This window comes from Bradyrhizobium sp. (assembly GCF_004799445.1).
Classification (GTDB): domain Bacteria; phylum Pseudomonadota; class Alphaproteobacteria; order Rhizobiales; family Xanthobacteraceae; genus Bradyrhizobium.
The window spans coordinates 24,951-47,011 of sequence record NZ_SSNA01000208.1 but is presented as its reverse complement, the minus strand read 5'-3'; the positions used below and the strand labels follow the sequence as shown (position 1 = coordinate 47,011).

Here is a 22,061-nt window from a genome sequence, read left to right as displayed (position 1 = left end):
GCAGACCTCGGCGTCGCCATCAGATACAACGCAAAGGTCGCCAATATCGGGAAATCCGTGGCGGATGGCGGCTTTGACGCGGCCTTTTTGGCCGTGGGCGCCCACATCGCCAAGCGCGCCTATGTTCCCGCGGGCGAGGCGGCAAAAGTGCTGGACGCCGTGCAAGTGCTGCGCTCGATGGAGGGCGAAGACAAGCCGCTGCTCGGCCGAAAGGTTGTCGTTTACGGCGGCGGCAATACCGCGCTCGACGTCGCGCGAACCGCAAAACGGCTCGGCGCGGAGGAGGCTGTCGTCGTTTATCGCCGCACCCGCGACAGGATGCCCGCCCACGACTTCGAAGTCGAGGAGGCGCTCGAAGAGGGTGTGATGATGAAATGGCTGTCGACGATCAAGAACGTCGAGGCCGGATCGATCACAGTCGAGAAAATGGCGCTGGACGAAAAGGGCTTTCCGCAGCCGACCGGTGAGTTCGAAACGCTGCAGGCCGACTCGGTCGTGCTCGCGCTTGGCCAGGATGTCGATCTGTCGTTGCTGCAGGGTGTCCCGGGCCTCGAAGTCAGGGATGGCGTGGTTCAGGTCGGCCCCAATATGATGACCGGGGTGGCCGGCATTTTCGCCGGCGGCGACATGGTGCCGTCCGAGCGCACGGTGACCGTAGCCGTCGGCCACGGCAAGAAGGCCGCCCGGCATATCGATGCTTGGCTGCGCGGCGAGGTTTACACGCCGGCCCCCAAGCACGAGATCGCCACGGCCGATAAGCTCAACACCTGGTATTACGGCGAGGCGCCCAAGACGCTGCGGCCGGTGCTTGAGCTGGCGCGCCGCACCTCGACCTTCGAGGAGGTGGTCAAGGGCCTCGACGAGAGCAACGCGCTCTACGAGGCGCGCCGATGTCTATCCTGCGGCAACTGTTTTGAGTGCGACAATTGCTACGGCGTATGTCCCGACAATGCCGTGATCAAGCTCGGGCCGGGCATGGGTTTCGAGTTTAACCTGGATTATTGCAAAGGCTGCGGCATCTGCGCCCAGGAATGCCCGTGCGGTTCGATCCAGATGACACCAGAAGCGATATGAAACGAAGCGTGAGTTTCGAGAGAGAAGGAACGTCGCATCATTCACCGCGAGGCCAAAGGGCGCGGGACAGGTTGCGGTCCAACATCGAGGGGATTGGTCGGCAACGAAGCACCGTCGACCCGCATCACCTTGCTCAAAGGCCGGCGTTGACCGGAGTAGTCGATGCTCTGGGCGCCCATGGTCGCATGGAGGCAATACCGGCATGGTCGCGGCGCTTGAGGACGATGCCAGCCGAGAGTCGGCAGAAGCGGCCGTTATAAAAATGGGGCGGGCAGCTCGGACTGATCTAATTATGTCGGCGCGACAGCGCCGGCCTTCACCCGAGTGCGAGTCCAAACTAGCAATTGTACTATTCGTTGAGTTCGACATGACAATCACCAATGCTGCTGAAGCTTGGGCTCGCGAGCGAATTCATGCAGGACTCCAGGCTGTGGTGTTGTCCATATTTGACCCCGGGTGTCCTAAGTTCCACATTGCGGTGTCCTAATCTAAGGGAAAGCCAATGGTCGCCGAAGATGATCAAGCTTGGGATGAGTGGAGTGCCGCGCACCAAAAGCTCGGAAAAACACGAGCGGCTCTCAGAGAACTGAGGGACCTTCCATTGGAAAATCCCAAGCGAATGAAAGCAGCCGCAGCCGTAAAGCTTGCAGAGGCTGAACTTGCCTCCGCTGCAGCCAAAATCGACTGAGGCCACCCCAGAAGTTGGCGGGCTCTTTCATTCCTGTCTTTATTCACTCGTGGTTCTCGCGATCGCGGCGTTCGGATTGACGCTTTGCTTTTGCTTGTCGGCTAGTGTGACAATTTTCACCTTGTTGACGGAAATCAAGTCAAGGCCGGCTCCTCGTGTCAATTCTTATTTTTTTGCGCTGTCTTCCGACCTCCATGACATCGCGCTTTCATACCGCTCCAGGGCCACGCTACCGACATCATGCTGCACGCCCAGGAAATCCTGAACCTGAAGAAGCGGCTGAACGAGATTTACGTGAAGCATACCGGTCAGACCTTCAAGGCGATCGAGGATTCGCTGGAACGCGACAAATTCCTCACCGCCGAGATGGCGCGCGACTTCGGCATCGTCGACAAGGTGATCGACAAACGCTCCGAAGAGTCGACGCCAAAAACGCCGTAATAGGTCGTCTCGACCGACGTTCCCCAGATGACCACGGATCAGCATGAACGCTGGCATTCTGCTGGGTGCACGGAAGCCATAAGGCGGCGTCGGCACGGCTTCGGGCGTTGGTTGCGGCCCTATCAGTGGTCGGCTATCACTGGTTCGAGCATGCCGATCAGCCGGCCGAAGGACGTTTTGACGGTGAAAATTCGAACTACGGCTCGGTGACGATCGAAGATAACCCCTATGTCGAACTGACCGAGACGATGACCAGGATCAATGCCGCGGCGGAGCAACTTCAAGCGAAGGCCGCCCAGCCTCGCGAGCGGCGCAGGAGAGACCGGGCCGAATGTTGAAGGCTGGCACTCCCGTCGATGCCTGAGCGTCGCAAGCGCCCGGTTCCGTTCAAGCCTTGGCGTTCGCCGGATTGGCTTCGGCCTCGAGAACCACGGCCATGGTGCGAAACACGCTTGCGGGATTGACGCTGATCGAATCGATACCAAGCTGCGTCAGGTAGCGCGCAATCTCCGGGTAGTTCGCAGGCGCTTCCCCGCAGATGCCAACGTGACGTCCGTTACGCTTGGCGCCCACCACGGCCTGTCTGAACATCTCCAGCATGCCGGGATCGCGTTCATCGAAATCGAAGGCGACAATATCGGAATCCCGGTCGACTCCCAGCGTCAGCTGGGTGAGATCGTTCGAGCCGATCGAAAAGCCGTCGAACAACTCCGAAAACGCGTCGATCCGAATGACGTTGTTCGGAATCTCGCACATCACGTAGATCTCAAGCCCGTTCTCGCCGCGCTTCAGCCCGTTGGCCGCCATCGTCGCGATCACGCGCCGGCCTTCCTCGACGGTTCGGCAGAACGGCACCATGATGCGCAGATTGGAGAGACCCATTTCCTCGCGCACCCGGCGGAGCGCGGCGCATTCGAGGGCAAATCCCTCGGCATAAGCCGGGTGGCTGTAACGGGAAGCCCCCCGGAATCCCAGCATCGGATTCTCTTCCTTGGGCTCGAAGGCCTCGCCGCCGAGCAGGCTGGCGTATTCGTTGGTCTTGAAGTCGGAGAGCCGCACGATCACCGGCTTGGGATAGAATGCCGCGGCAATCGTGCCGACGCCTTCCGAGAGCTTCTGAATGAAGAAGTCGGAGGGGCTTTTGTAACCTTCAACCAGACGGGCGATCGCAGTTCTCGCCTTGGCCGAGGCGATCTTCTTCGGCTTGAGCAGCGCCATCGGGTGCACGCCGATATGCTCGCTGATGATGAACTCCATGCGGGCGAGGCCGACGCCGGCTTGTGGTTGCATCGCTACCCGGAATGCCATTTCGGGGGTGCCGACATTCACCATGATCGCCGTGTGCGGCTGCCTGAGCGTGCTCACGGGCGTTCGCGTAACGTCGAAAGCAACCGTTCCTTGATAGACATTGCCAATATCGCCTTCGGCGCAGGAGATCGTGACATTGGTCCCGGTCTTGAGCTTCTTGGTCGCATGCGTCGCCCCGACCACGGCGGGGATGCCCAGTTCCCGCGCCACAATGGCCGCATGGCAGGTCCGGCCGCCCTTGTCGGTGATGATGCCGGCAGCGATCTTCATGACCGGCTCCCAATCCGGACTGGTAGCCGGCGCGACCAGGATCTCTCCCGGCTTGAAGGCTGCGAGGTCTCGCGCGCTCGCAATCCGGCGCGTGCGCCCGGAGGCGATTTTTTCGCCCACCGCGCGGCCGGCGACGACGACGGAGCCGCGCCTCTTCAGCGTGTAGGTTTCGTAGACGTCCGGCGAGCGCTGCGAGGCAACCGTCTCCGGCCGCGCCTGAATAATATAGAGCTTGCCGTCGGAGCCGTCCTTGGCCCATTCGATATCCATCGGCATCGGCCCGCCGGCATGTTTCGAATAATGCGCCTCGATCCGCACGGCAAAGTCCGCAAGGCTCAGCACCTCGGTATCGGAAATGCAAAATCTCCGCCGCTCGGCTTCAGGCACCGTCCGGGTGAGCGTGGCATGCTTGCCGCCGCGCTTGCCGTAAATCATGCGGATCTGCTTGCCGCCGAGCCGGCGCCGCAGCACGCGGCGAAAGCCTTGGCTCAGGGTCGGCTTGTGAACGTAGAACTCGTCAGGATCGACCTGGCCCTGGACGATGGTCTCGCCGAGGCCGTAACAGCCCGTGATGAAGACCACGTCACGAAATCCGGATTCGGTGTCGAGCGTGAAGATGACGCCACTGGCTCCAATATCCGAGCGGACCATTTTCATCACCGCAACAGAGAGGAAGACTTTGAAGTGGTCGAAGCCGTTGTCGATACGGTAGGAAATCGCGCGATCGGTGAAAATCGAGGCAAAGCAGCGCCGGCAGGCTTCGAACAGATCCTTCGCGCCGCGTACATTGAGGAAGCTTTCGTGCTGGCCGGCAAAGCTCGCGGTCGGCAGATCTTCCGCCGTCGCGGAACTTCGCACGGCGACAGCGACGCCGGTCCCGGCCTCCCGTTCCAGCTGCCGATACGCTTCCACGATCTGTTCGCGGATAGGCCCGGTATCCATCGCCATGTAGATGACTTCGCGAGCTTTGGCGGCCCGGGCCGCAAGCTGCTTGATGTTGCGCTTGTCAAGACCGTCGAGCAGCCGATGAAGCTCGTCCGCGATGCCGGGTTGCGTCAGCGCGTCGCGATAGGCGTCTGCCGTGACGGCAAATCCATTGGGGACAGCGACCCCTTCGGACGCGAGAGCCGAATACAGTTCGCCAAGCGACGCGGTCTTGCCGCCGACAAGTCCGACGTCGCCCAAGCCAATTTCGAGAAAAGATCTGATATATTTTGCCATAGTACCAGTAAATCAGGCCGGATCTGCCCGGTATTGAGGGAGGTCAATCCTCTGGTCGAGATAGGCGATGAAGGCGTCCTCCAGTGTCTTGACTCCGCGCTTCTCGACCAGGGCTGCGGGCTTGTCCGTGACCAGAACGCGGCCTGCATGCATCAAAATTCCCTGTTACCCGCTAAAAATTCCCTGTTTCTTGAAATATTTTCCCTGTTAATTTTCATAGGGAATTGCGTGAGAAGTCACTGCAGCACAGCGGTTTGTTGCTGGGGAATCGGCTCTCAAAGCCCCAGGATCATAGAATTCCCTGTAAAATTCCCTGTTAGCAGGGAATTTGCATGGAGACGGGTGCTATCAACACTGCGTCGCCAGCCAGCCGCCTCATACGGGGTTTTCTGCCTGGTCACCGCGTCGCTTCGCTGTAGCCGAGATCGCAATATTTGGCCGGATCGTTTAGCTGCCTGGATGGAAGGCCGTAACGGCTGCGCAGGTCGAGAACGCAGTTGAGCCCCTCGCGGTCGATATCGCCGCTCCGGAAAAAGCCGTTCTTGGGATCGAGCAGTTCTGCGTAGCTGGCCTCGGCGATCTCCGGCTCCATCTGCGGAAGATGCCGACGCAGGATCGCGATCGCCTCGTTGCGGTTGGACGGATCATAGAGCCATGCAATCGAGCTGCGGTAACCGCTGATATAGGCGACGATCCGGGATCGGTTTTGCTGCGCCCAGGGCCGACGCACTGCCGCGACATTGCCCTGGTAGGCTCCGATCACGTCGGTGGCTTTCACGAGCTCGGTGAAGCCCTGGTTTTTCGCAAGGATATTGTAGGGCGCGGACAGCAATGTCGCCGCGTGACGGCCATCGCGCAACGCGTTCCAGCGCTGCACCATGCCGCCGGCGCGGACGATCTCGTAGTCGCCGCGGTCCTTGTCGAGGCCGTTCCGGCGCATGATCTCGTAAAGGACAAAGGCATAGCCGGTGGTCATCGCATCCACCGAGAGGGCTTTGCCCGCAAGCTCCGCGATGTGCTTGATCGAAGGCGACGCGACAAGGCTGAGAAACCCGCTGTCGCTCCCCATCACGGCCATGAAGTCGGGCTGCGGCCCGATCGGGGCCTCACCCTGTCCCTCGACATAAGCCACGATATTGTCGACGGCCGTCATTGCGATATCGAATTTGCCTTGGGAGAAATCAGTCATCTGCGTGACGGAATTGGGCGTGTCCTGAATCTGCACGGCGATGCCACGCCGGGCGAAGAAGCCTTTGTCCTCTCCGACGTAGAGGCCCCAGTTGAAGCCGCCGGGAAACACGTTGACGGTCATGACCGGCAGATCGCTGGCTTGGTGCGGCATCGGTTACTCGCTGCTCTGTTTGCTGACGCGGCCGGTCAAGCGGTCCGCATTGCCATCCGCTCCGGCCGCAGGGCGAGCGAAATCATCGCGCCGGCGAGGCAAAGCAGAACGAGCTGAACATTGCCCGCGACCGTCCATCCGGCGAGGCCAACGATCCAGCCGATGACATATCCGGCGATCGTCGCGGAGCCATACAGGCTCGTCACAAACACGCCGGAGGCGCGGCCGGCGAGATCCGCCGAAACCGACTTCACATGACAGGCGGCGAGGTTGACGAAGATTGTTCCGCTGAAGGTCGCGCCAAGCACCAGCGAGAGCGTGGCCTGCGTCGCGAAATCGATTGGGCCGTTGAACAGCAGGGCGGCGATCGCGCTTGCGATCAGGAAGCTCGTGCCGAGAATGAGTCGCGGCGAGAAGCGGTCACCCAGCCACCCGGACACGACGGATACCAGAACGCCAAGTCCATAGATACTCATCACCCGTCCTGCATCGGCCGGCGCGTAGTGCAATTGCTCGCGCAGGAATGTCGGATACATGCCGAGATACCCGTACAGTGCAAGGCCGAAGATGATACTCAGAATCACCAGCACGCTGGTATTGAGATTCTTGAGCGTTGTGGCCCCGCCTGTGGACAGCGTCGCTTCCCGTTGATTGGCGGTATTGGTTTCGCTCAGCCTCGGCCGCACCACGGCGGCGATCAGCGCCATCATCCCCAGTCCGATGACGCCGAAGATGATCATGGGTGCGCGCCACGTCGCATATTCGACCAGCAATTTGGCTCCGAGCGCCGGCCCGATCGCCGCTCCGCCCGCATAGGCGTAGTTCAGGATGCCGACGCCGGCGGCGCGATAGCGCGAGAAATAGCTGGAAAACACCGCGAGCAGCGCGGTGAGCTGCATCGCCTCGCCGATCCCGGTGATCGCCCGATAGAGCAGCATGTCGGCGAATCCGAACGCAACCACGGTGATGATCGTTGTCGCCGAATAGATCAGGATGCCGACCTGGATCACGGTCTTTCGGGAGTATCTCGACATCAGGTAGCCGGTCGGAATTCCCGCGAACGCCATGCCCAGCGTGAAGAACGTCGACATCAAGCCGGCCTGCGGCAGTGTGAAGCCGTATTCCCGTCTCACATCCGTGAGCATCAGCGGGAATAACGTGCGGTCCATCGCATTGATGCAATAGGAGCAGATCAGGACGGCGATGGCGGCAACGGCGATCGCGGTGTCGGAGGTGCGCGGCGTCTCTACGACATTCGCCGGCGCTGCAGTTTGGTCCATGATCCAGCCCTTCGTGATGCCAGTTCTGAGTTCATTGCCTGGGGTCCTTATGACCTTTCGGCAGCTCCGGATCAATTGCCGCGGCAGGGAACGTGACACCGGAGCAAGGCGGCCGGCAAGCGGCGTGCCGAGTCGATTTGCGAGGTAGGCCCCAGTTTGCCGGCCGAACCGAATTGACTCAGGGTTAGTCGGAATTCTAATACTCAAATCGATACCGGAAGGGACGGCGGAGTGCTTGTGTCCCTGAAATGCTGCATTTTTGGTCGCTGCAGCGCGAAATGAAGGCAACCAGAAAGCTCATCCATGCGCGTCATCAATGTCGCCGCCGCCCAGATGGGTCCGATCCAGCGCGCCGAAGGCCGGGAAGCCGTCGTCCCGCGCATGCTCGCTTTGATGGATCAGGCGAAGGCGCGCGGTGCCGATCTGATCGTTTACCCGGAACTGGCGCTCACCACGTTTTTTCCGCGCTGGTACATGGAGGATCAGGCCGAGGTCGACACCTGGTTCGAGCGCGAGATGCCGAACGCGGCGACGCTGCCGCTGTTCAAGCGCGCTGCGGAGTATCAGATGGCGATGAGCCTCGGTTATGCCGAGCTGACGCCGGACGGGCATCATTTCAACACCTGCATCCTGACCGACAAATCGGCCAGGATCGTCGGCAAGTACCGCAAGGTGCATCTGCCGGGCCATTCGGAATTCGATACCGAGCGCGCCTTCCAGCACCTCGAAAAGCGCTATTTCGAGCCCGGTGATACCGGCTTTCCGGTGTGGCGCACGATGGGCGGCATCTTCGGCATGGCGATCTGCAATGACCGGCGCTGGCCCGAGACCTATCGCGTGATGGGCCTGCAGGGCGTTGAGATGATCCTGCTCGGTTACAATACGCCCTCGGTCAATTCCCAGAAAAGCGAGGAGGGGCCGGAGAAGCGGCTGTTCCACAATCGCCTGTCCGTGCAGTCCGGCGCGTATCAGAACGCGACATGGGTCGTGGCTGTCGCCAAGGCCGGCGTCGAGGACGGCTTCCCGCTGATCGGCGGCAGCCTGATCGTGGATCCCAACGGCGAGATCGTCGCGGAGGCCACAACCGAAGGCGATGAACTCCTGGTCCACGCTTGCGATCTCGACGCAACCAGCTTCGGCAAGAACACCATCTTCGACTTCGCCCGTCACCGGCGCGTCGAGCATTACGGGCTGATTACCAGCCGCGTCGGTGCGGTCCCGCCGCCGGAAACCTGAGATTCAACGCCCCTTCGAAGGGGCTCAATAGGCTGCCGATGTCTGGATTCCTGCTCCGCGATCTCAGCCCGCATGACCGGTACAAGCTGCTCTGTGGGGTCGTGGTGCCGCGTCCGATCGCGCTGGTGACGACGCTCGACGCCAATGGCGCGGTCAACGCCGCGCCGTTCAGCTTCTTCAACGTGTTTTCCGAGGACCCGCCTCTGGTCGTGCTGGGGCTGCAGCACAAGGCCGACCGTACCCCAAAGGACACCACGCGCAACATTCATCGCGACGGCGAGTTTGTCGTCCATATGGTGGATGAGCCACTGGCGTTGGCGATGAACGATTGTGCGGTCGATTTCCCGGCCGGCGAAAGCGAGGTGGCGGCGACAGGGCTTGCGACCGTGCCATCGGTCAATGTCAGCGTTCCGCGGCTCGCCGCAGCACCTTTCGCGCTGGAATGCAAACGCAGTGTTGCGCTGGCCTTCGGGCCGGGGCGCGAGCTTCTGGTCGGCGAAGTTCTCCGCATCCATGCGCGCGATGGTTTGGTCAACGAGGCCAACATGTACGTCGATCTCGCGGCTTACCGGCCGATCGGCCGGCTATTCGCCAATCTCTACACCTATCAACGCGAGTCATTCGCGATGGATCGCGAGAGCCACGCGCAATGGAGCGCGCGCGTAACCGCCGGCAACGGCGCGGGCGAGGCGCCCAAGGAAAGCTAGTGCCGCGAAAACCGCACCGCGCCCAGCGCCATGGTAGCGGCGGCCTGCGTCGGATCGATCACGGGAATGCCGAGGGCGTCTTCGAGCTGATTTCGCAGGCGAGCCATGCCGGCGCAGCCCATGACAATGGTGCCGGCGCCGTCCTCGTCCTTCAGGGCGCGGCCGACCTCGATCATCTTGGCCAATGTTCCGTCGCCCGAGGCGGTTTCCGCCACGCTCATGTTGAGCGGCCGCTCGCCGGCCAGCCGGTCCATCAGCCCCATCTGGCGCAGATAACGGATATGCCGGCGTATCGAGCGTTGCGCGATGGCGATGACGCCAAAGGTTTCCGCGCGCGTCATCGCCGTCAGCACGCCGCATTCGGCGATGCCGAACACCGGCCGATCGGTTCCTTCCCGGCAGACATGCAGGCCCGGATCGCTGTAGCAGGCGATCACGAAGGCGGCGGCGCTGTTGTCGCTTTCGATCAGCCGGCGCAGCGGAATCGCCACGCTGTCGACATCGGACTGGCTCTCGATCCCGTAAGGTCCCTCGGCCAGCGTCGTGCAGACGATCTCCGGCCCGTCCACGAAATCGAGCGGCTTTAGCGCCTGTTCGATCCCCCTGGTCACGGTGACGTTGGAATTGGGATTGATCACGAGGATGCGCGGGCGGGACATGGTCTCTTCCTTGCAACTAAGCATGGCTTGCAGCAACGATCGTAGCTTGCAGCAACTTGCATAGTTTGCATAGTTTCGATTGCGCGGTCTCGGCCGTCCGACGGTTTCCCGCCGCGATCATCTTTTCCGGCCGGTTGGTCGAATAACGCTCTGGAGGACTTCATGACCGAACCCGCCTACGACGTCGTGATCCGCGGCGGACGCGTCGCAACCGCTGTCGACGTGTTCGAGGCCGATGTCGCCGTCGCGGGCGAGACCGTCGTTGCCATCGGCCGCAGCCTGCCGGCCGGCAAGCGGGAGATCGACGCGCGCGGCAAACTGGTCCTGCCCGGTGGCGTCGACAGCCACGCCCATATCGAGCAGCTGTCGGCGGCCGGTGTCGTGAATGCCGATACGTTCGAAAGCGCCACCACTGCCGCCGCTTTCGGCGGGACCACCACGGTCATCCCGTTCGCGGCCCAGCATGTCGGCATGGCGCTACCCCAGGTTCTGGCCGATTATCATGCACTCGCGAAAAAGGGCGCGGTGATCGACTATGCCTTCCACATGATCATCGCTGATCCGACCCGGGAGACATTGCAGAACGACATCCCGGCGTTGGTCAAACAGGGACACGGTTCGATCAAGATATTCATGACCTATGACTTGCTGAAGATCGACGACGAACCTTTGCTCGATATTCTGGTCGCGGCGCGCGAATCCGGCGCCATGCTGTGCGCCCACGCCGAGAACCATGGCATCATCGCCTGGATGGTGAAACGCCTGCTGGCGCGCGGCTACACCGATCCGAAATACCATGCCATCAGCCATGCGAGGTTTTCGGAAGCGGACGCCTTCAACCGCCTGATCGGGATGGCGGCGCTGGTCGATCAGCCGATCATGATCTTTCACGTCTCGACGGCGGAAGGTGCCAAGGTGATCCGCGACGCGCGGGGCGAGGGCCTGAAGGTCTTCGCCGAGACCTGCCCGCAATATCTGTTTCTGACCAAGGAAGATCTGGACAAGCCTGGCGTCGAAGGCGCGAAATGGATGTGCAGTCCGCCGCCGCGCGGCAGATCGGACCAGGACGCGCTGTGGCAGGCCCTTGCGCTCGGCGATCTCCAGACCATCTCGTCCGACCATGCGCCGTATCGTTTCGACGAGACCGGAAAATTGCGCGCCGGCCCCAATCCCAACTTCAAGCAGGTGGCGAATGGCTTGCCGGGACTGGAGGTGCGCCTGCCGCTGCTGTTCGATGCGATGGTGTCGAAGGGCCGCCTCAGCCTGGAGAAATTCGTCGAGTTGACGGCAACCGCGCCCGCCAAGATCTACAATTTGCATCCGCGCAAGGGTTCGATCGCGGTCGGAGCCGACGCCGACATCGCGATCTGGGACCCGGCGCGCGAAGTCACGCTGACGGATGCGATGATGCATGACCTTGCCGGCTACACCCCTTACGCCGGCCGCAAGCTGCGTGGCTGGCCGGTCACCGTGCTGTCGCGCGGGCGCGTGATCGTCGCCGACGGCAAGCGGACGGCCGAGCCCGGCTCCGGCCGCTTCCTCGCGCGCTCTGGCGGCGAAGCGGCGAAGCCGACCGGCCGGCTGGTGGCCGATATGGATCCGGCGCGGAATTTCGGCGCGACCTTGTTGTGAAAACGATGTGATCCAAGGCGCTTTCTGAAAAATCTGATGCGGGGGCTGGGCATTTGAAAATCCTGATCTTTGGCGGCACCGGTTTCGTCGGGATCAATATCGCCGCAGCCCTGCTCGCGCGCGGGCACGATGTGACGTTGTTCGACCGCGCGGCGTTGCCGCGTGCCGCGCAGCGGGTTTTCGCCGGCTACGGAGCGTTGCTGACGGTCGTTCAGGGAGATGTCACCGAGCCGCAAGCTGTCGAGAAAATCATCGCATGCGGCTTTGACGCGATCATTCTTGGGGCCGCGATTACCGCAAGTCCCGTGCGCGACGCGGCCGACCCCGCGTCGATCCTGCAAGTCAACCTGCTGGCTCAGGTGCCGATTCTGATGGCCGCGCGGCGCAGCGGCGTCGGACGTATCATCAATCTGTCGTCGGCCGCGGCGTATGGCGCTGCCGCCTTGCGAAATACATTGCTCGACGAAGAGACGGCGTGCGATCCCGTCTCGCTCTACGCTATCACCAAATATGCTTCCGAAAAGGTGGCGGCGCGTCTGGCCGCGTTGTGGCAATCCGATATCGTCAGTGTTCGGCTGAGCGCCGTATTCGGGCCATGGGAGCGGGCAACCGGGACCCGCGACACACCCAGCGCGCAAATGCAAATCATGGCGGCCTTGCAGCAGCGAGGGGAGGCCATACTGTCTCGCCCGGGGTTGAGGGACTGGATTTATGCGCTGGACGTCGCCGACGCCGTGGCGTTGCTCGTCGAGGCGGCAAGACCCAAACATCGCCTCTACAATATCTCGACCGGGCGTGAATGGTCGGCGCTGCAATGGGGACAGGATCTCGCCGCCCTCCATCACGGTTGGGTTTGCCGGCTGGCCGAGCCTGACGAAGCACCGACGATCGACCTGTTTAGCGAAGCCGATCGCGCGCCCTTGTCGGTGGTGCGCCTGGAACAGGAATTCGGTTGGCGTGCCCGGTTTGGCTGCGCCGATTCCGCGGCCGATCTGAACAATTGGTGGGCGCATCATGGGGAAGGAACGTGACATGCGGCTGAAGGGACGGATCGCTGTTATCACCGGGGCAGGGTCCGGCATCGGCCGTGCCAGCGCGCTGCTGTTCGCGGCGGAAGGCGCGTTCGTGGCACTTGTCGATCGCGATTCCGCCGGCCTGCAGGAAACGCTTGCAACCGTTCGTGCCGTGAATGGCGACGGATCGGAGCATTTGGGCGATGTCGGTAACGGTGATTTCGCCAAAACCACGGTCGAGGCGATCGTGTCGCACCACGGCCGGCTCGACGTGCTGATGGCCGCCGCCGGCTGGTCCTGCGGCGGGACGGTGGTGACGACCGATCCCACCGATTGGGACGCGGTGTTCCGCACACATGTCGGCGGCACCTGGCTGTGGTCGCGGGCCGCCGTGCCGCAGATGCAGCGACAGGGCAAGGGCTCGATCGTCACGCTCGCCTCACAACTCGCGATCGCCGGCGGACGAAACAACAGCGCCTATATCGCCGCCAAGGGCGCGATCATCAGTCTGACGAAAACGATGGCTGTGGATTTTGCGACCGACGGAATTCGTGTCAATGCGATCGCGCCAGGCGCCATCGACACGCCGATGCTGCGGCGAAGTTTCGCGCGGCATGCCGATCCGGAGCCGGTCCGTGAGGCGTCGCGGAATCGCCACGCCATGAAGCGGTTTGGCAGGGCGGAGGAGGTCGCCGAGGCCGCGCTGTATCTGGCCAGCGATGCGTCGTCGTTCACGACCGGAACGGTCATGGCGGTTGACGGAGGTTGGCTGGCCGCATGAGCAGCGCACTCATCGAACTCGAAGCTCAGGTCCGCGCCGATCTTGCCAGAACGTCGCATCCAAATGCGCCCTGGCTCGAACCGAAGCCGGCGCCGAATGGCAGGCCCGCGCTCGACGTGCTCATCGTTGGCGCCGGCCAATCAGGTCTGGCCACTGCCTTCGGCCTGATGCGCTCGCAGGTGACCAACATCCTGATCCTGGACAAGGCGGAGGAGGGGAAGGAAGGCCCATGGCTTTCCTACGCCCGCATGCACACGCTGCGCAGCCCGAAAGATTTTACCGGGCCCGATCTCGACATCCCGAGTCTCACCTATCAGTCGTGGCACGAGGCGCGATTCGGAAAGCAGGATTGGGAAAATCTCGACCTGATACCGCGCGATATGTGGGCGGAATATCTGCTGTGGTTCAGGCGCGCGGTAGGCTTGACGGTGCGCAACGGCTGCGAATTGCTCGAGATTGCGCCCGCGAAGGATGGACTGCTCGCCGCCACGGTGCAGAGCGCCGGCGCGGTCGAAACGCTCTATGCGCGGAAAATCGTGCTGGCGACCGGCCAGGAGGCCATGGGTAACTGGACTGTCCCTGAATCGCTACGCCATCTGCCGGCCAGGCGATGTGCCCGCACCTCGGACCCTATTGATTTCGAAACGCTGGAAGGCCAGAAGGTTGCCGTGATCGGCGCCGGCGCGACCGCCTTCGACAACGCGGCGACCGCGCTTGAGGCCGGGGCGGCCGAGGTACACCTGCTTTGCCGCCGAGCCGAAATCCAGTTGGTCCAGCCCTATCGATGGCTGACGTTTCGCGGCTTTTTGCGTCACTTCTGCGATCTCGACGATGCCTGGCGCTGGCGTTTCATGCGCGCCATCCTCGAGTTGCGGGAGGGATTCCCGCAGGCGACTTATGATCGCTGCGCGCGGTTTGCCAATTTCCATCTGCACGAGGGCTCGCCGGTCGAGGCGGCCCGCGAGGTCGGAAACGCGGTCGAATTGCGGACGCCGCACGGTATCGTCTTGGCGGATTTTGTCATCTGCGGCACCGGCACCCATATCGACTTCGCCGAGCGCCGCGAATTGAGAAGTTTTGCCGATAACATCGCGACCTGGGCCGACCGCTATCGGCCGCCGGAGAATGAGCGCAACGCGCATCTGGGCCGCTATCCTTATCTGGCCGACGATTACGCGCTCACCGAACGCGTGCCGGGAAAAACGCCATGGATTTCCGACATTCACCTGTTTGCATTCGCCTCAACCATGAGTTTTGGCCCCTCCGGCTCGTCAATCAACGCCATGACGACAGCCATACCCAAGCTGGTGTATGGTCTGACCCGAGGGTTGTTCCGCGCTGACCTTGAGCGGCACTGGCGGTCTTTCAAGGCGTACAATGTGCCGCAGGCCGTCATTACCCGGCAAAAACAAGCCGTAGAAGAAGGTGGGTGATCGTAATTTGCATGAACGTCATGAAAATGATCGGGTGCGGGCGGCTGGACTGCTCTGAAAGAATACCGCTTGGCGCATAATTTGCTTAGGATTGACCGCGGGATTGGTCGCGATCCCGAGACTCTTCTCGGGCGGGTTTCGTTATTGAATTCGGGGGATCAAGGATGCGGTTAAGGTATTGCGGGCCCTTTTTCAGCGCGGTCGGCGCGCTGGTGCTTCTGCTCGCCGCGGAGCCGGCTCTGGCGCAGTCGCGTGCCGAGACGCTGCGGTATGTCACCGGCGCATCGGTCAACACCCTCGATCCCAACGTCCCAGGCTCGACCCGCGAGGCTTTCGCGGTGAGTCTCAGTACCTATGACCGGCTGGTCTCGTTCGGCCGCAAGCAACTGAACGGTAAGTGGGTGTTCGATCTCGACAAGATCACCGGCGAGCTGGCTGAATCCTACGACGTCAGCCCCGATCTGATGAAAATCACGTTCCATCTGCGCAAGGATGCCAAGTTTCAGGATGGGACGCCGGTCACCGCTGATGACGTCAAGTGGTCGCTCGACCGTGCGGTAACGGCGCCAGTGCTCGGCAAGGCTCAGCTCCTCACGGGATCCCTGACGAGCGCCGATCAGTTCAAGGTGATTGATCCACTGACTTTCGAAGTGACGCTGCCGAAGCCCGACAAGCTCGCGCTGCCGAATCTCGCCACCGTCTATCCGATCATCATCAACTCCAAGGTCGCGAAGGCGAATGCGACGGCCGAAGATCCCTGGGCGATTTCGTGGCTCAAGGAGCACGCCGTCGGCAGCGGCGCCTATGTGATCGAGAGCTTCAAGCCCGGCGAACAGGTGATTATGAAGCGCAACGAGGCCTGGAACCGGGGATCGCCTGACAAGTCAGCATTCTTCAAACGGGTGATCGTGCAGACCGTGCCGGAGCCGGCGACCCGCGCCAACCTGGTTGAGCGCGGTGACGCCGATATCACAGTCGATCTGCAGGCCAGCGACATCCAGTCGCTGGAGAGCAAGGGCACCCTCAAGGTGATCTCGACGCCGCAATACAATTCCGTCACCTTCATTTCGATGAACAATACGATTCCGCCGTTCGACAACATCAACGTGCGCCGCGCCGTCGCCTACGCGCTGCCTTACGACGATATGTTCAAGGCGGCTCTGTTCGGCCGCGGAACGCCACTGTTCGGCGCCAGCTGGACGGATGGCAAGCCGACGACCAGCGCCTTTCCTTTTCCGCAGCCCATCAAGCTCGATCTCGACAAGGCCAGGGAGTATTTGAAGGCGGCCGGGATGCCCGACGGTTTTTCGACGACATTCAGCTTCAATGTCGGCCAAGCCTCGACCGCCGAGCCGATGGCTGCACTGGTCAAGGAATCGCTCGCCAGGATCGGCATCAAGGTCGATATCCAGAAACTGCCCGATGCGCAGATGTCGACGCAGATCAACGAGAAGAAGCTGCCGTTCTTCACCGAAGGCATCGTCGCCTGGCTGCCGTCGACCGACTATTTCTACCGCAATTTCTATACCGGCAATCAGCGCTGGAATTACAGCAGCATCAATAATGCGGAACTGACAGCGACCGCCCAGGAAGCGCGCTTCGAGCCGGACAAGGCCAAGTACGACCAGGACGGCCTGAAGCTCAACGCGATCCATTTCGCCGAGATGCCGCAGATTGCGCTTTGGCAGCCGAGCCAGGACGCCGTGATGGCAACCTCGATCGAGGGCTACACGTACCAGTTTCACCGCCAGGTCGATTATCGCGACCTTCGCCGCAAGTGACCCGCCGGCCGTCATGAAAAGCTTTGTCGCAACGGTGATTCGGGCGGGGAGGCGTTTCATGTCCTCGCTGCCCGCATTGTTCGGTGTGCTGGTCTTCACGTTCCTGCTGATGCGGGTTTTGCCCGGCGATCCCGCGGTGTTCTTTGCCTCCGGGCCCAATGCCGGCAAGGAGGAAATCGAGGTCATTCGCAAGCAGATGGGACTGGACAAGCCGGTGCCGCAGCAATTGCTGCTTTATTTGTATGATGTCGGCCGCGGCAATCTCGGCCGCTCCCTGATGACCGGGCAGGCGGTTACCACCGATCTCAGGGATCGCCTGCCGGCCTCGCTGGAGCTGACCCTGACCGCATTGCTGATCGCCCTGGTATCGGCGATCCCTCTCGGCGTGCTGGCGGCGTTGAAGCCAGGCTCCGTCATCGACCATGGCGTGCGGCTGTTTTGCGCGCTCGGCGTCTGCGTGCCGACCTTCGTATCGGGCCTGTTGCTGATCTATGTTTTCTATTACCTGCTGGGTCTGGCGCCCGATCCGACCGGGCGTATCGACGTCTTCACGTCGTTGCCGCCTTCGCGCACCGGTTTCCTGACCATCGACTTCCTGCTGGCGGGAGACCTCGACGGGTGGTGGGCGGCGTTTCGACAATTGATCCTGCCGGCAGCAACCATGGCCCTGTTCGTGATCGCGCCGCTGGCGCGTATCACGCGCGCGTCGATGCTGGTCTCGCTTGGCAGCGATTTCGTGCGCACGGCGCGCTCGGTGGGGCTTTCCTGGTGGCGCATTGTCGTGACCTATGCGTTACGCAACGCGATCCTTCCGGTCATTACCATTGCCGGCATCGTATTCTCGACCATGCTCGGCGCCAACGTGCTGGTGGAGAAGGTCTACTCCTGGCCCGGTGTCGCCTCCTATGCGCTGGATGCGCTGCTGTCGTCCGACTATGCCCCGGTGCAGGGTTTCGTGCTGCTGATGGCCAGCATCTTTGTCGTGGTCAATCTGCTGGTCGATGTTCTCTATGGCATTGCCGATCCGCGGGTGTCGATCTGATGGCCAGCGCGACCTTGCGTCACACCGTTTGGATCCTGCGCGGCAACCCGCTGACCGCGGTTGCCGCGGCGGGCGTCGTCCTGCTGATCCTCATCGCCATCTTCGGGCCGTCGATCGTGCCTTATGACCCGATCGCCTCGAATGTATCGCAGGCGCTGGCACCTCCGAGCGCGGCGCACCTTGCCGGCACCGACCAACTCGGCCGCGATACGTTCAGCCGGCTTGTGGTCGCAACCCGGCTCGATCTCGTCATCGCCGTCTCGGCGGTCGGCATCTCTTTCGTGCTTGGCGCCGTGATCGGCGCTTTCTGCGGTTATGCCGGAGGCCGGCTGGATCGTGCGGTCGGCCGTTTCGTCGATGTGATGATGGCCTTTCCGCTGTTCGTGCTCGCCATGGCCATGGTCGCGGCGCTCGGCAACCGCGTCGAGAACATCGTCATCGCCACCGCCATCATCAATCTGCCGTTTTACATTCGCTTCGCCCGCGCGGAGGTCAATGTCCGCCGCAACGTCGGCTGGGTGGAGGCGGCGCGTGCCGGCGGCGAAAGCAATTTTTCGGTGGTGTTGCGTTTCCTGTTGCCGAATGTGCTTCCGGCGATGGCGGTGCAGATGTCGCTCAATTTGGGTTGGGCCATCCTCAATGCGGCCGGGCTCTCCTTCATTGGGCTTGGCGTCAGGCCGCCGACTCCGGAATGGGGCATCATGGTCGCGGAGGGCGCGCGCTTCATCTCGACCGGAAAATGGTGGCTGGTCGCGTTTCCGGGGCTGGCGCTGATGCTGGCCGTACTGTGCTTCAATCTGCTCGGCGACGGGATGCGGGACATTCTCGATCCCCGAATGCGGACATGACCGGGCCGCTGCTGCAGATCGAAGACCTGCACGTTACGTTCTCGACACGCCGCGGCCTGGTCGAAGCGGTGCGCGGGGTGACGCTCTCGCTCGATCAGGGCGAAATGCTCGGGCTGGTCGGCGAAAGCGGTTCAGGTAAGTCCGTCACCGGATTTGCGACGACGCGGCTGCTGGACGTGGCCGGGCGGGTGACCGCCGGCCGGATTCTGTTTCGCGGGCAGGACATCACGAAAATCGCGGACAGCGACTTCCGCGTCCTGCATGGCGCCGCCATGTCGATGATCTTTCAGAACCCGCGCGCGGCGCTCAACCCGATCCGCGCGGTCGGCCTGCAGATCGCGGATGCGATCCTGAGTCACAAGCGCATGTCGAAGGAAGACGCGGCGGAGGAAGCGCTGAAACTGCTGCGCGCCGTTCAAATCCGCGATCCCGAAAAGCGAATGACGGCCTATCCGCACGAGCTATCCGGCGGGATGTGCCAACGGGTAATGATCGCGATCGCGATTTCCTGCAACCCGATGCTGTTGATCGCGGACGAGCCGACCACCGGCCTCGACGTCACCACGCAGAAGGTGGTGATGGATCTGTTAGTCAGGATCGCTGCCGACCGCGGCATGGCGACGATCCTGATCACGCATGATCTCGGCCTTGCGGCCCGCTATTGCCAGCGTGTCGTGGTGATGGAACAGGGCCGCCTCGTCGAGGAAGCCGCACCCCAGACCCTGTTCCGCCATCCGCGGCATGCCTACACTAGGCGCCTGGTGGCGGCGTCACCGACCGCGACCTCGCGGATTGCGGATCTGGTGACGGACGACGAGAGAAGTCATTACCTGGCCATGCTGGCGGCGTGCAAACCCCGGCCGGCGCCGGCGGCGGGCACGCCGCTGCTGCTGGACGTGAAAAATCTCGCCAAGCGCTACGATCAGGGACCGCCGGCGGTGGCCGACTTTTCCATGGCCATGGCGGCGGGCGAGAGCGTCGGTCTGGTCGGCGAATCCGGCTCCGGCAAGACAACGACGTCGCGCATGATTTGCCGCCTGATTGACCCCAGCGAAGGCACCATCCTGTTCGACGGGGAATCGATCGGTCATCTGCCCGCGCGCGACTTTCATCGCTCGCCGGTCCGAAAGGACATCCAGATCGTATTCCAGGATCCCAACGAAAGCCTGAACCCGCGTTTCACCGCCTTTGATTGCATCGCCCACCCGCTGCTGCGGCTTTCGGGGATGCGCCCCGGCGACGTGTTGCGGCAACGGGTCGAGCAATGCGCGCAGCGGGTGGGATTGCCGGCGGAGCTTTTGCCGCGTTTTCCGCATCAGCTTTCCGGCGGCCAGAAGGCGCGCGTCGGAATCGCGCGGGCGATCGCCTGCCAACCGCGCCTGCTGGTGCTGGACGAGCCGACCGCCGCGCTCGACGTCTCGGTGCAGGCGGTGGTGCTGCAACTATTGGACCGGCTGAGGCGCGAGGATGATCTGGCGCTGCTGTTCGTCAGCCACGACCTCAACGTGGTTCGCATGATGTGCGATCGCACCATCGTCCTGCGCAACGGCTGCGTTGTCGAGCAGGGCGAGAGCCGCGCGCTGTTCGACAACCCACAGACCGCTTACACGCGCGAACTGGTCGACGCCGTGCCGCATATCGGAGGGGCGCCGGCTGCAGCCGCGGCTCAGGTCACCGGCCCGGGCGTGAACAACGTCAGGTCGTTATGAATGCCCCAACGGTCGGACCACACTTTGGTGCGACCGCTCGCCACCTCCAGGATCAGCCGGAACAGATCCCAACCGGTTTGCTCGATGGTGGCTTCGCCGGTGGCGATGCGGCCGGCGTCGAAGTCGATGAGATCCTTCCAGCGTCGCGCCAGTTCGGTTCGCGTCGACACCTTGATGACCGGGGCGGCGGCGAGCCCATAGGGCGTGCCGCGCCCGGTCGTGAAGACCTGCAACGTCATTCCGGAGGCGAGCTGCAATGTACCGCAGATGAAGTCGCTCGCGGGCGTTGCCGCAAAGGTCATGCCCTTCCGGCGCACCCGTTCGCCCGGCGACAGCACGTCGACGATCGGGGTAGTGCCGGACTTCACGATCGATCCCAGCGACTTCTCGACGATGTTGGCAAGGCCGCCCTTCTTGTTGCCGGGCGTGGTATTGGCGCTCCGATCCGCGTCACCCTTGGCGAGATAATTGTCGTACCAGTCCATTTCGCGGATCAGCGCGCGGCCGACGTCCTCGTTGATGGCGCGCCGCGTCAGCAGATGAATGGCGTCCCGCACTTCCGTGACTTCGGAAAACATCACGCTCGCGCCGGCGCGCACCAGCAGATCGGCGGCGAAGCCCAAAGCGGGGTTGGCGGTCACGCCGGAAAATGCATCGGAGCCGCCGCACTGCAGGCCGACGACAAGGTCGGAAGCCGGACAGGTTTCGCGGCGGCGCTGGTTGAGCACTTTGAGCCGCGCGTCCGCCATCTCCATGATGGCATCGACAATGGCGCCGAAGCCGTCGAAAGCCTCGTCCTGCATCCGCACGATATTGCCGTCTGATCCCTCCGGCAGCAGCCGCTCGGGAACCAGTTTCTCGCAGCCGAGCCCGACCACCATGACTTCGCCGCCGAAATTCGGATTCATCGCGAGGTTTTGCAGGGTTCGGATCGGCACGATCGCCAGCGGCGCGGTGATCGCGACGCCGCAGCCATAATTGTGCGTCAGCCCAACGACGTCATCGACATCAGGATATTTGGGCAGCAACTCCGACTTGATGCGTTTGATCGCAAACTGCAGCGTCCCGGCGACGCATTGCACGCTGGTGCTGATGGCCAGCACGTTTTTCGTGCCGACGGAACCGTCGGCGTTGCGGAAGCCTTCGAACGTGTAACCCTCAAGCGGCGCTTGCGGCGCAGGAACCGACGTCGCAAGCTCGAGCTTGTCCAGTTCGGGCGGCGTCGGCATCTGGATGCGCGCCTCGTCGACCCATTCGCCGGCCAGGATCGGCTTCGCCGCCGTTCCTATCACCTCATTATAACGGCGGATCGCGGCGCCCTGCGGGATATCGGCAAGCGCGACCTTGTGGCCCTGCGGCACGAAGTTGCGCAGCTCAAGACCGCAGGCAAAGCGGGTCTTTGCAGGAAGCCCGAGATCGTTGACCACGATAGCCACGTTGTCGTTGGCGTCGAGCCTGATGTAGCGCGGCTCGTAGGCCTGCGCCATCGCACTTGCTGTCACGACGCTCTCCGTTTTGGCCCCATGCTCAGCCTGATAGGTATAGGCCTTTTCCACGATTGTATAGATTTTCGCACCCGGCACTCGGCGATGACGC

The 22,061-nt window shown here is 62.5% G+C and carries 20 protein-coding genes; 14 read left to right on the top strand and 6 right to left on the bottom strand.

What is annotated here, in order from left to right; genetic code table 11:
• From E8A46_RS27450 to E8A46_RS27435, 4 genes are all read left to right on the top strand, one after another.
• On the top strand, positions 1–1,074 hold a 1,074-nt coding region (locus E8A46_RS27450; protein ID WP_291567871.1), incomplete at its 5' end, for an FAD-dependent oxidoreductase.
• Positions 1,075–1,576: 502 nt separating this feature from the next.
• Positions 1,577–1,762 (top strand): hypothetical protein, encoded by a 186-nt coding sequence (locus tag E8A46_RS27445; protein ID WP_291567870.1) that lies wholly within the window; start codon positions 1,577–1,579, stop codon positions 1,760–1,762.
• Positions 1,763–1,972: 210 nt separating this feature from the next.
• Complete coding sequence (locus tag E8A46_RS27440; protein ID WP_291567884.1) at positions 1,973–2,203, top strand: ATP-dependent Clp protease proteolytic subunit; 231 nt, start codon at positions 1,973–1,975, stop codon at positions 2,201–2,203.
• Positions 2,204–2,310: 107 nt separating this feature from the next.
• Positions 2,311–2,541 carry a hypothetical protein gene (locus E8A46_RS27435; RefSeq protein WP_363252688.1) on the top strand — a complete coding sequence of 77 codons (231 nt, stop codon included), beginning with the start codon at positions 2,311–2,313 and terminating at the stop codon, positions 2,539–2,541.
• Between the two features lie 49 nt (positions 2,542–2,590).
• On the opposite strand, the gene ppsA is transcribed toward E8A46_RS27435, so the two are convergent.
• The 4 genes from ppsA to E8A46_RS27415 form a co-directional block, all read right to left on the bottom strand.
• Positions 2,591–5,002 carry a phosphoenolpyruvate synthase gene (gene ppsA, locus E8A46_RS27430; protein ID WP_291567868.1) on the bottom strand — a complete coding sequence of 804 codons (2,412 nt, stop codon included), beginning with the start codon at positions 5,000–5,002 and terminating at the stop codon, positions 2,591–2,593.
• 12 nt (positions 5,003–5,014) lie between these two features.
• The gene (locus tag E8A46_RS27425; RefSeq protein WP_291567866.1) at positions 5,015–5,155 is read right to left on the bottom strand and encodes a hypothetical protein; all 141 of its coding nucleotides are present in this window, start codon (positions 5,153–5,155) and stop codon (positions 5,015–5,017) included.
• A gap of 244 nt (positions 5,156–5,399) precedes the next feature.
• The gene (locus E8A46_RS27420) at positions 5,400–6,344 is read right to left on the bottom strand and encodes an ABC transporter substrate-binding protein (protein ID WP_291567864.1); all 945 of its coding nucleotides are present in this window, start codon (positions 6,342–6,344) and stop codon (positions 5,400–5,402) included.
• A 35-nt stretch (positions 6,345–6,379) separates the two neighbouring features.
• The gene (locus tag E8A46_RS27415) at positions 6,380–7,624 is read right to left on the bottom strand and encodes an MFS transporter (protein WP_291567862.1); all 1,245 of its coding nucleotides are present in this window, start codon (positions 7,622–7,624) and stop codon (positions 6,380–6,382) included.
• Between the two features lie 303 nt (positions 7,625–7,927).
• Between E8A46_RS27415 and E8A46_RS27410 the strand changes: the two genes are divergently transcribed.
• Positions 7,928–8,860, top strand: coding sequence for an N-carbamoyl-D-amino-acid hydrolase (locus E8A46_RS27410; RefSeq protein ID WP_291567860.1), 933 nt, complete (start codon positions 7,928–7,930; stop codon positions 8,858–8,860).
• Positions 8,861–8,898: 38 nt separating this feature from the next.
• Entirely contained in the window at positions 8,899–9,567 is a 669-nt protein-coding gene (locus E8A46_RS27405; protein WP_291567857.1) for a flavin reductase family protein, read from the top strand.
• On the opposite strand, the gene E8A46_RS27400 is transcribed toward E8A46_RS27405, so the two are convergent.
• Entirely contained in the window at positions 9,564–10,226 is a 663-nt protein-coding gene (locus tag E8A46_RS27400) for an aspartate/glutamate racemase family protein (protein ID WP_291567854.1), read from the bottom strand. The two genes, E8A46_RS27405 and E8A46_RS27400, sit on opposite strands and share 4 nt — an antisense overlap.
• Positions 10,227–10,388: 162 nt before the next feature.
• Between E8A46_RS27400 and hydA the strand changes: the two genes are divergently transcribed.
• From hydA to E8A46_RS27360, 8 genes are all read left to right on the top strand, one after another.
• Entirely contained in the window at positions 10,389–11,858 is a 1,470-nt protein-coding gene (hydA, locus tag E8A46_RS27395; protein ID WP_291567852.1) for a dihydropyrimidinase, read from the top strand.
• 53 nt (positions 11,859–11,911) lie between these two features.
• Entirely contained in the window at positions 11,912–12,889 is a 978-nt protein-coding gene (locus E8A46_RS27390) for an NAD(P)-dependent oxidoreductase (protein WP_291567850.1), read from the top strand.
• A gap of 1 nt (position 12,890) precedes the next feature.
• The gene (locus E8A46_RS27385) at positions 12,891–13,652 is read left to right on the top strand and encodes an SDR family oxidoreductase (protein ID WP_363252691.1); all 762 of its coding nucleotides are present in this window, start codon (positions 12,891–12,893) and stop codon (positions 13,650–13,652) included.
• Entirely contained in the window at positions 13,649–15,085 is a 1,437-nt protein-coding gene (locus E8A46_RS27380; RefSeq protein WP_291567845.1) for an NAD(P)/FAD-dependent oxidoreductase, read from the top strand. The genes E8A46_RS27385 and E8A46_RS27380 overlap by 4 nt, the downstream gene beginning before the upstream one ends.
• A 164-nt stretch (positions 15,086–15,249) precedes the next feature.
• The gene (locus E8A46_RS27375) at positions 15,250–16,866 is read left to right on the top strand and encodes an ABC transporter substrate-binding protein (RefSeq protein WP_291567843.1); all 1,617 of its coding nucleotides are present in this window, start codon (positions 15,250–15,252) and stop codon (positions 16,864–16,866) included.
• Positions 16,867–16,879: 13 nt separating this feature from the next.
• On the top strand, positions 16,880–17,908 hold the full coding sequence (locus E8A46_RS27370; protein WP_291567840.1) for an ABC transporter permease: 1,029 nt from the start codon (positions 16,880–16,882) through the stop codon (positions 17,906–17,908).
• Positions 17,908–18,756: an ABC transporter permease gene (locus tag E8A46_RS27365; protein WP_291567838.1), complete on the top strand. Its 849-nt coding sequence runs from the start codon at positions 17,908–17,910 to the stop codon at positions 18,754–18,756. Before E8A46_RS27370 ends, E8A46_RS27365 begins: the two co-directional genes overlap by 1 nt.
• Positions 18,753–20,465, top strand: coding sequence for an ABC transporter ATP-binding protein (locus E8A46_RS27360; protein ID WP_291567836.1), 1,713 nt, complete (start codon positions 18,753–18,755; stop codon positions 20,463–20,465). Before E8A46_RS27365 ends, E8A46_RS27360 begins: the two co-directional genes overlap by 4 nt.
• On the opposite strand, the gene garD is transcribed toward E8A46_RS27360, so the two are convergent.
• On the bottom strand, positions 20,423–21,952 hold the full coding sequence (gene garD, locus E8A46_RS27355; protein ID WP_291567881.1) for a galactarate dehydratase: 1,530 nt from the start codon (positions 21,950–21,952) through the stop codon (positions 20,423–20,425). The two genes, E8A46_RS27360 and garD, sit on opposite strands and share 43 nt — an antisense overlap.
• Between the last annotated feature and the right edge of the window lie 109 nt (positions 21,953–22,061).

Coding starts and splice junctions, on each gene's coding strand:
- E8A46_RS27445 (WP_291567870.1), top strand. CDS start 1,577: ATGGTCGCCGAAGATGATCAAGCTTGGGATGAGTGGAGTGCCGCGCAC.
- ppsA (WP_291567868.1), bottom strand. CDS start 5,002: ATGGCAAAATATATCAGATCTTTTCTCGAAATTGGCTTGGGCGACGTC.
- E8A46_RS27425 (WP_291567866.1), bottom strand. CDS start 5,155: ATGCATGCAGGCCGCGTTCTGGTCACGGACAAGCCCGCAGCCCTGGTC.
- E8A46_RS27420 (WP_291567864.1), bottom strand. CDS start 6,344: ATGCCGCACCAAGCCAGCGATCTGCCGGTCATGACCGTCAACGTGTTT.
- E8A46_RS27415 (WP_291567862.1), bottom strand. CDS start 7,624: ATGGACCAAACTGCAGCGCCGGCGAATGTCGTAGAGACGCCGCGCACC.
- E8A46_RS27410 (WP_291567860.1), top strand. CDS start 7,928: ATGCGCGTCATCAATGTCGCCGCCGCCCAGATGGGTCCGATCCAGCGC.
- E8A46_RS27405 (WP_291567857.1), top strand. CDS start 8,899: ATGTCTGGATTCCTGCTCCGCGATCTCAGCCCGCATGACCGGTACAAG.
- E8A46_RS27400 (WP_291567854.1), bottom strand. CDS start 10,226: ATGTCCCGCCCGCGCATCCTCGTGATCAATCCCAATTCCAACGTCACC.
- hydA (WP_291567852.1), top strand. CDS start 10,389: ATGACCGAACCCGCCTACGACGTCGTGATCCGCGGCGGACGCGTCGCA.
- E8A46_RS27385 (WP_363252691.1), top strand. CDS start 12,891: ATGCGGCTGAAGGGACGGATCGCTGTTATCACCGGGGCAGGGTCCGGC.
- E8A46_RS27380 (WP_291567845.1), top strand. CDS start 13,649: ATGAGCAGCGCACTCATCGAACTCGAAGCTCAGGTCCGCGCCGATCTT.
- E8A46_RS27375 (WP_291567843.1), top strand. CDS start 15,250: ATGCGGTTAAGGTATTGCGGGCCCTTTTTCAGCGCGGTCGGCGCGCTG.
- E8A46_RS27370 (WP_291567840.1), top strand. CDS start 16,880: ATGAAAAGCTTTGTCGCAACGGTGATTCGGGCGGGGAGGCGTTTCATG.
- E8A46_RS27365 (WP_291567838.1), top strand. CDS start 17,908: ATGGCCAGCGCGACCTTGCGTCACACCGTTTGGATCCTGCGCGGCAAC.
- E8A46_RS27360 (WP_291567836.1), top strand. CDS start 18,753: ATGACCGGGCCGCTGCTGCAGATCGAAGACCTGCACGTTACGTTCTCG.
- garD (WP_291567881.1), bottom strand. CDS start 21,952: ATGGCGCAGGCCTACGAGCCGCGCTACATCAGGCTCGACGCCAACGAC.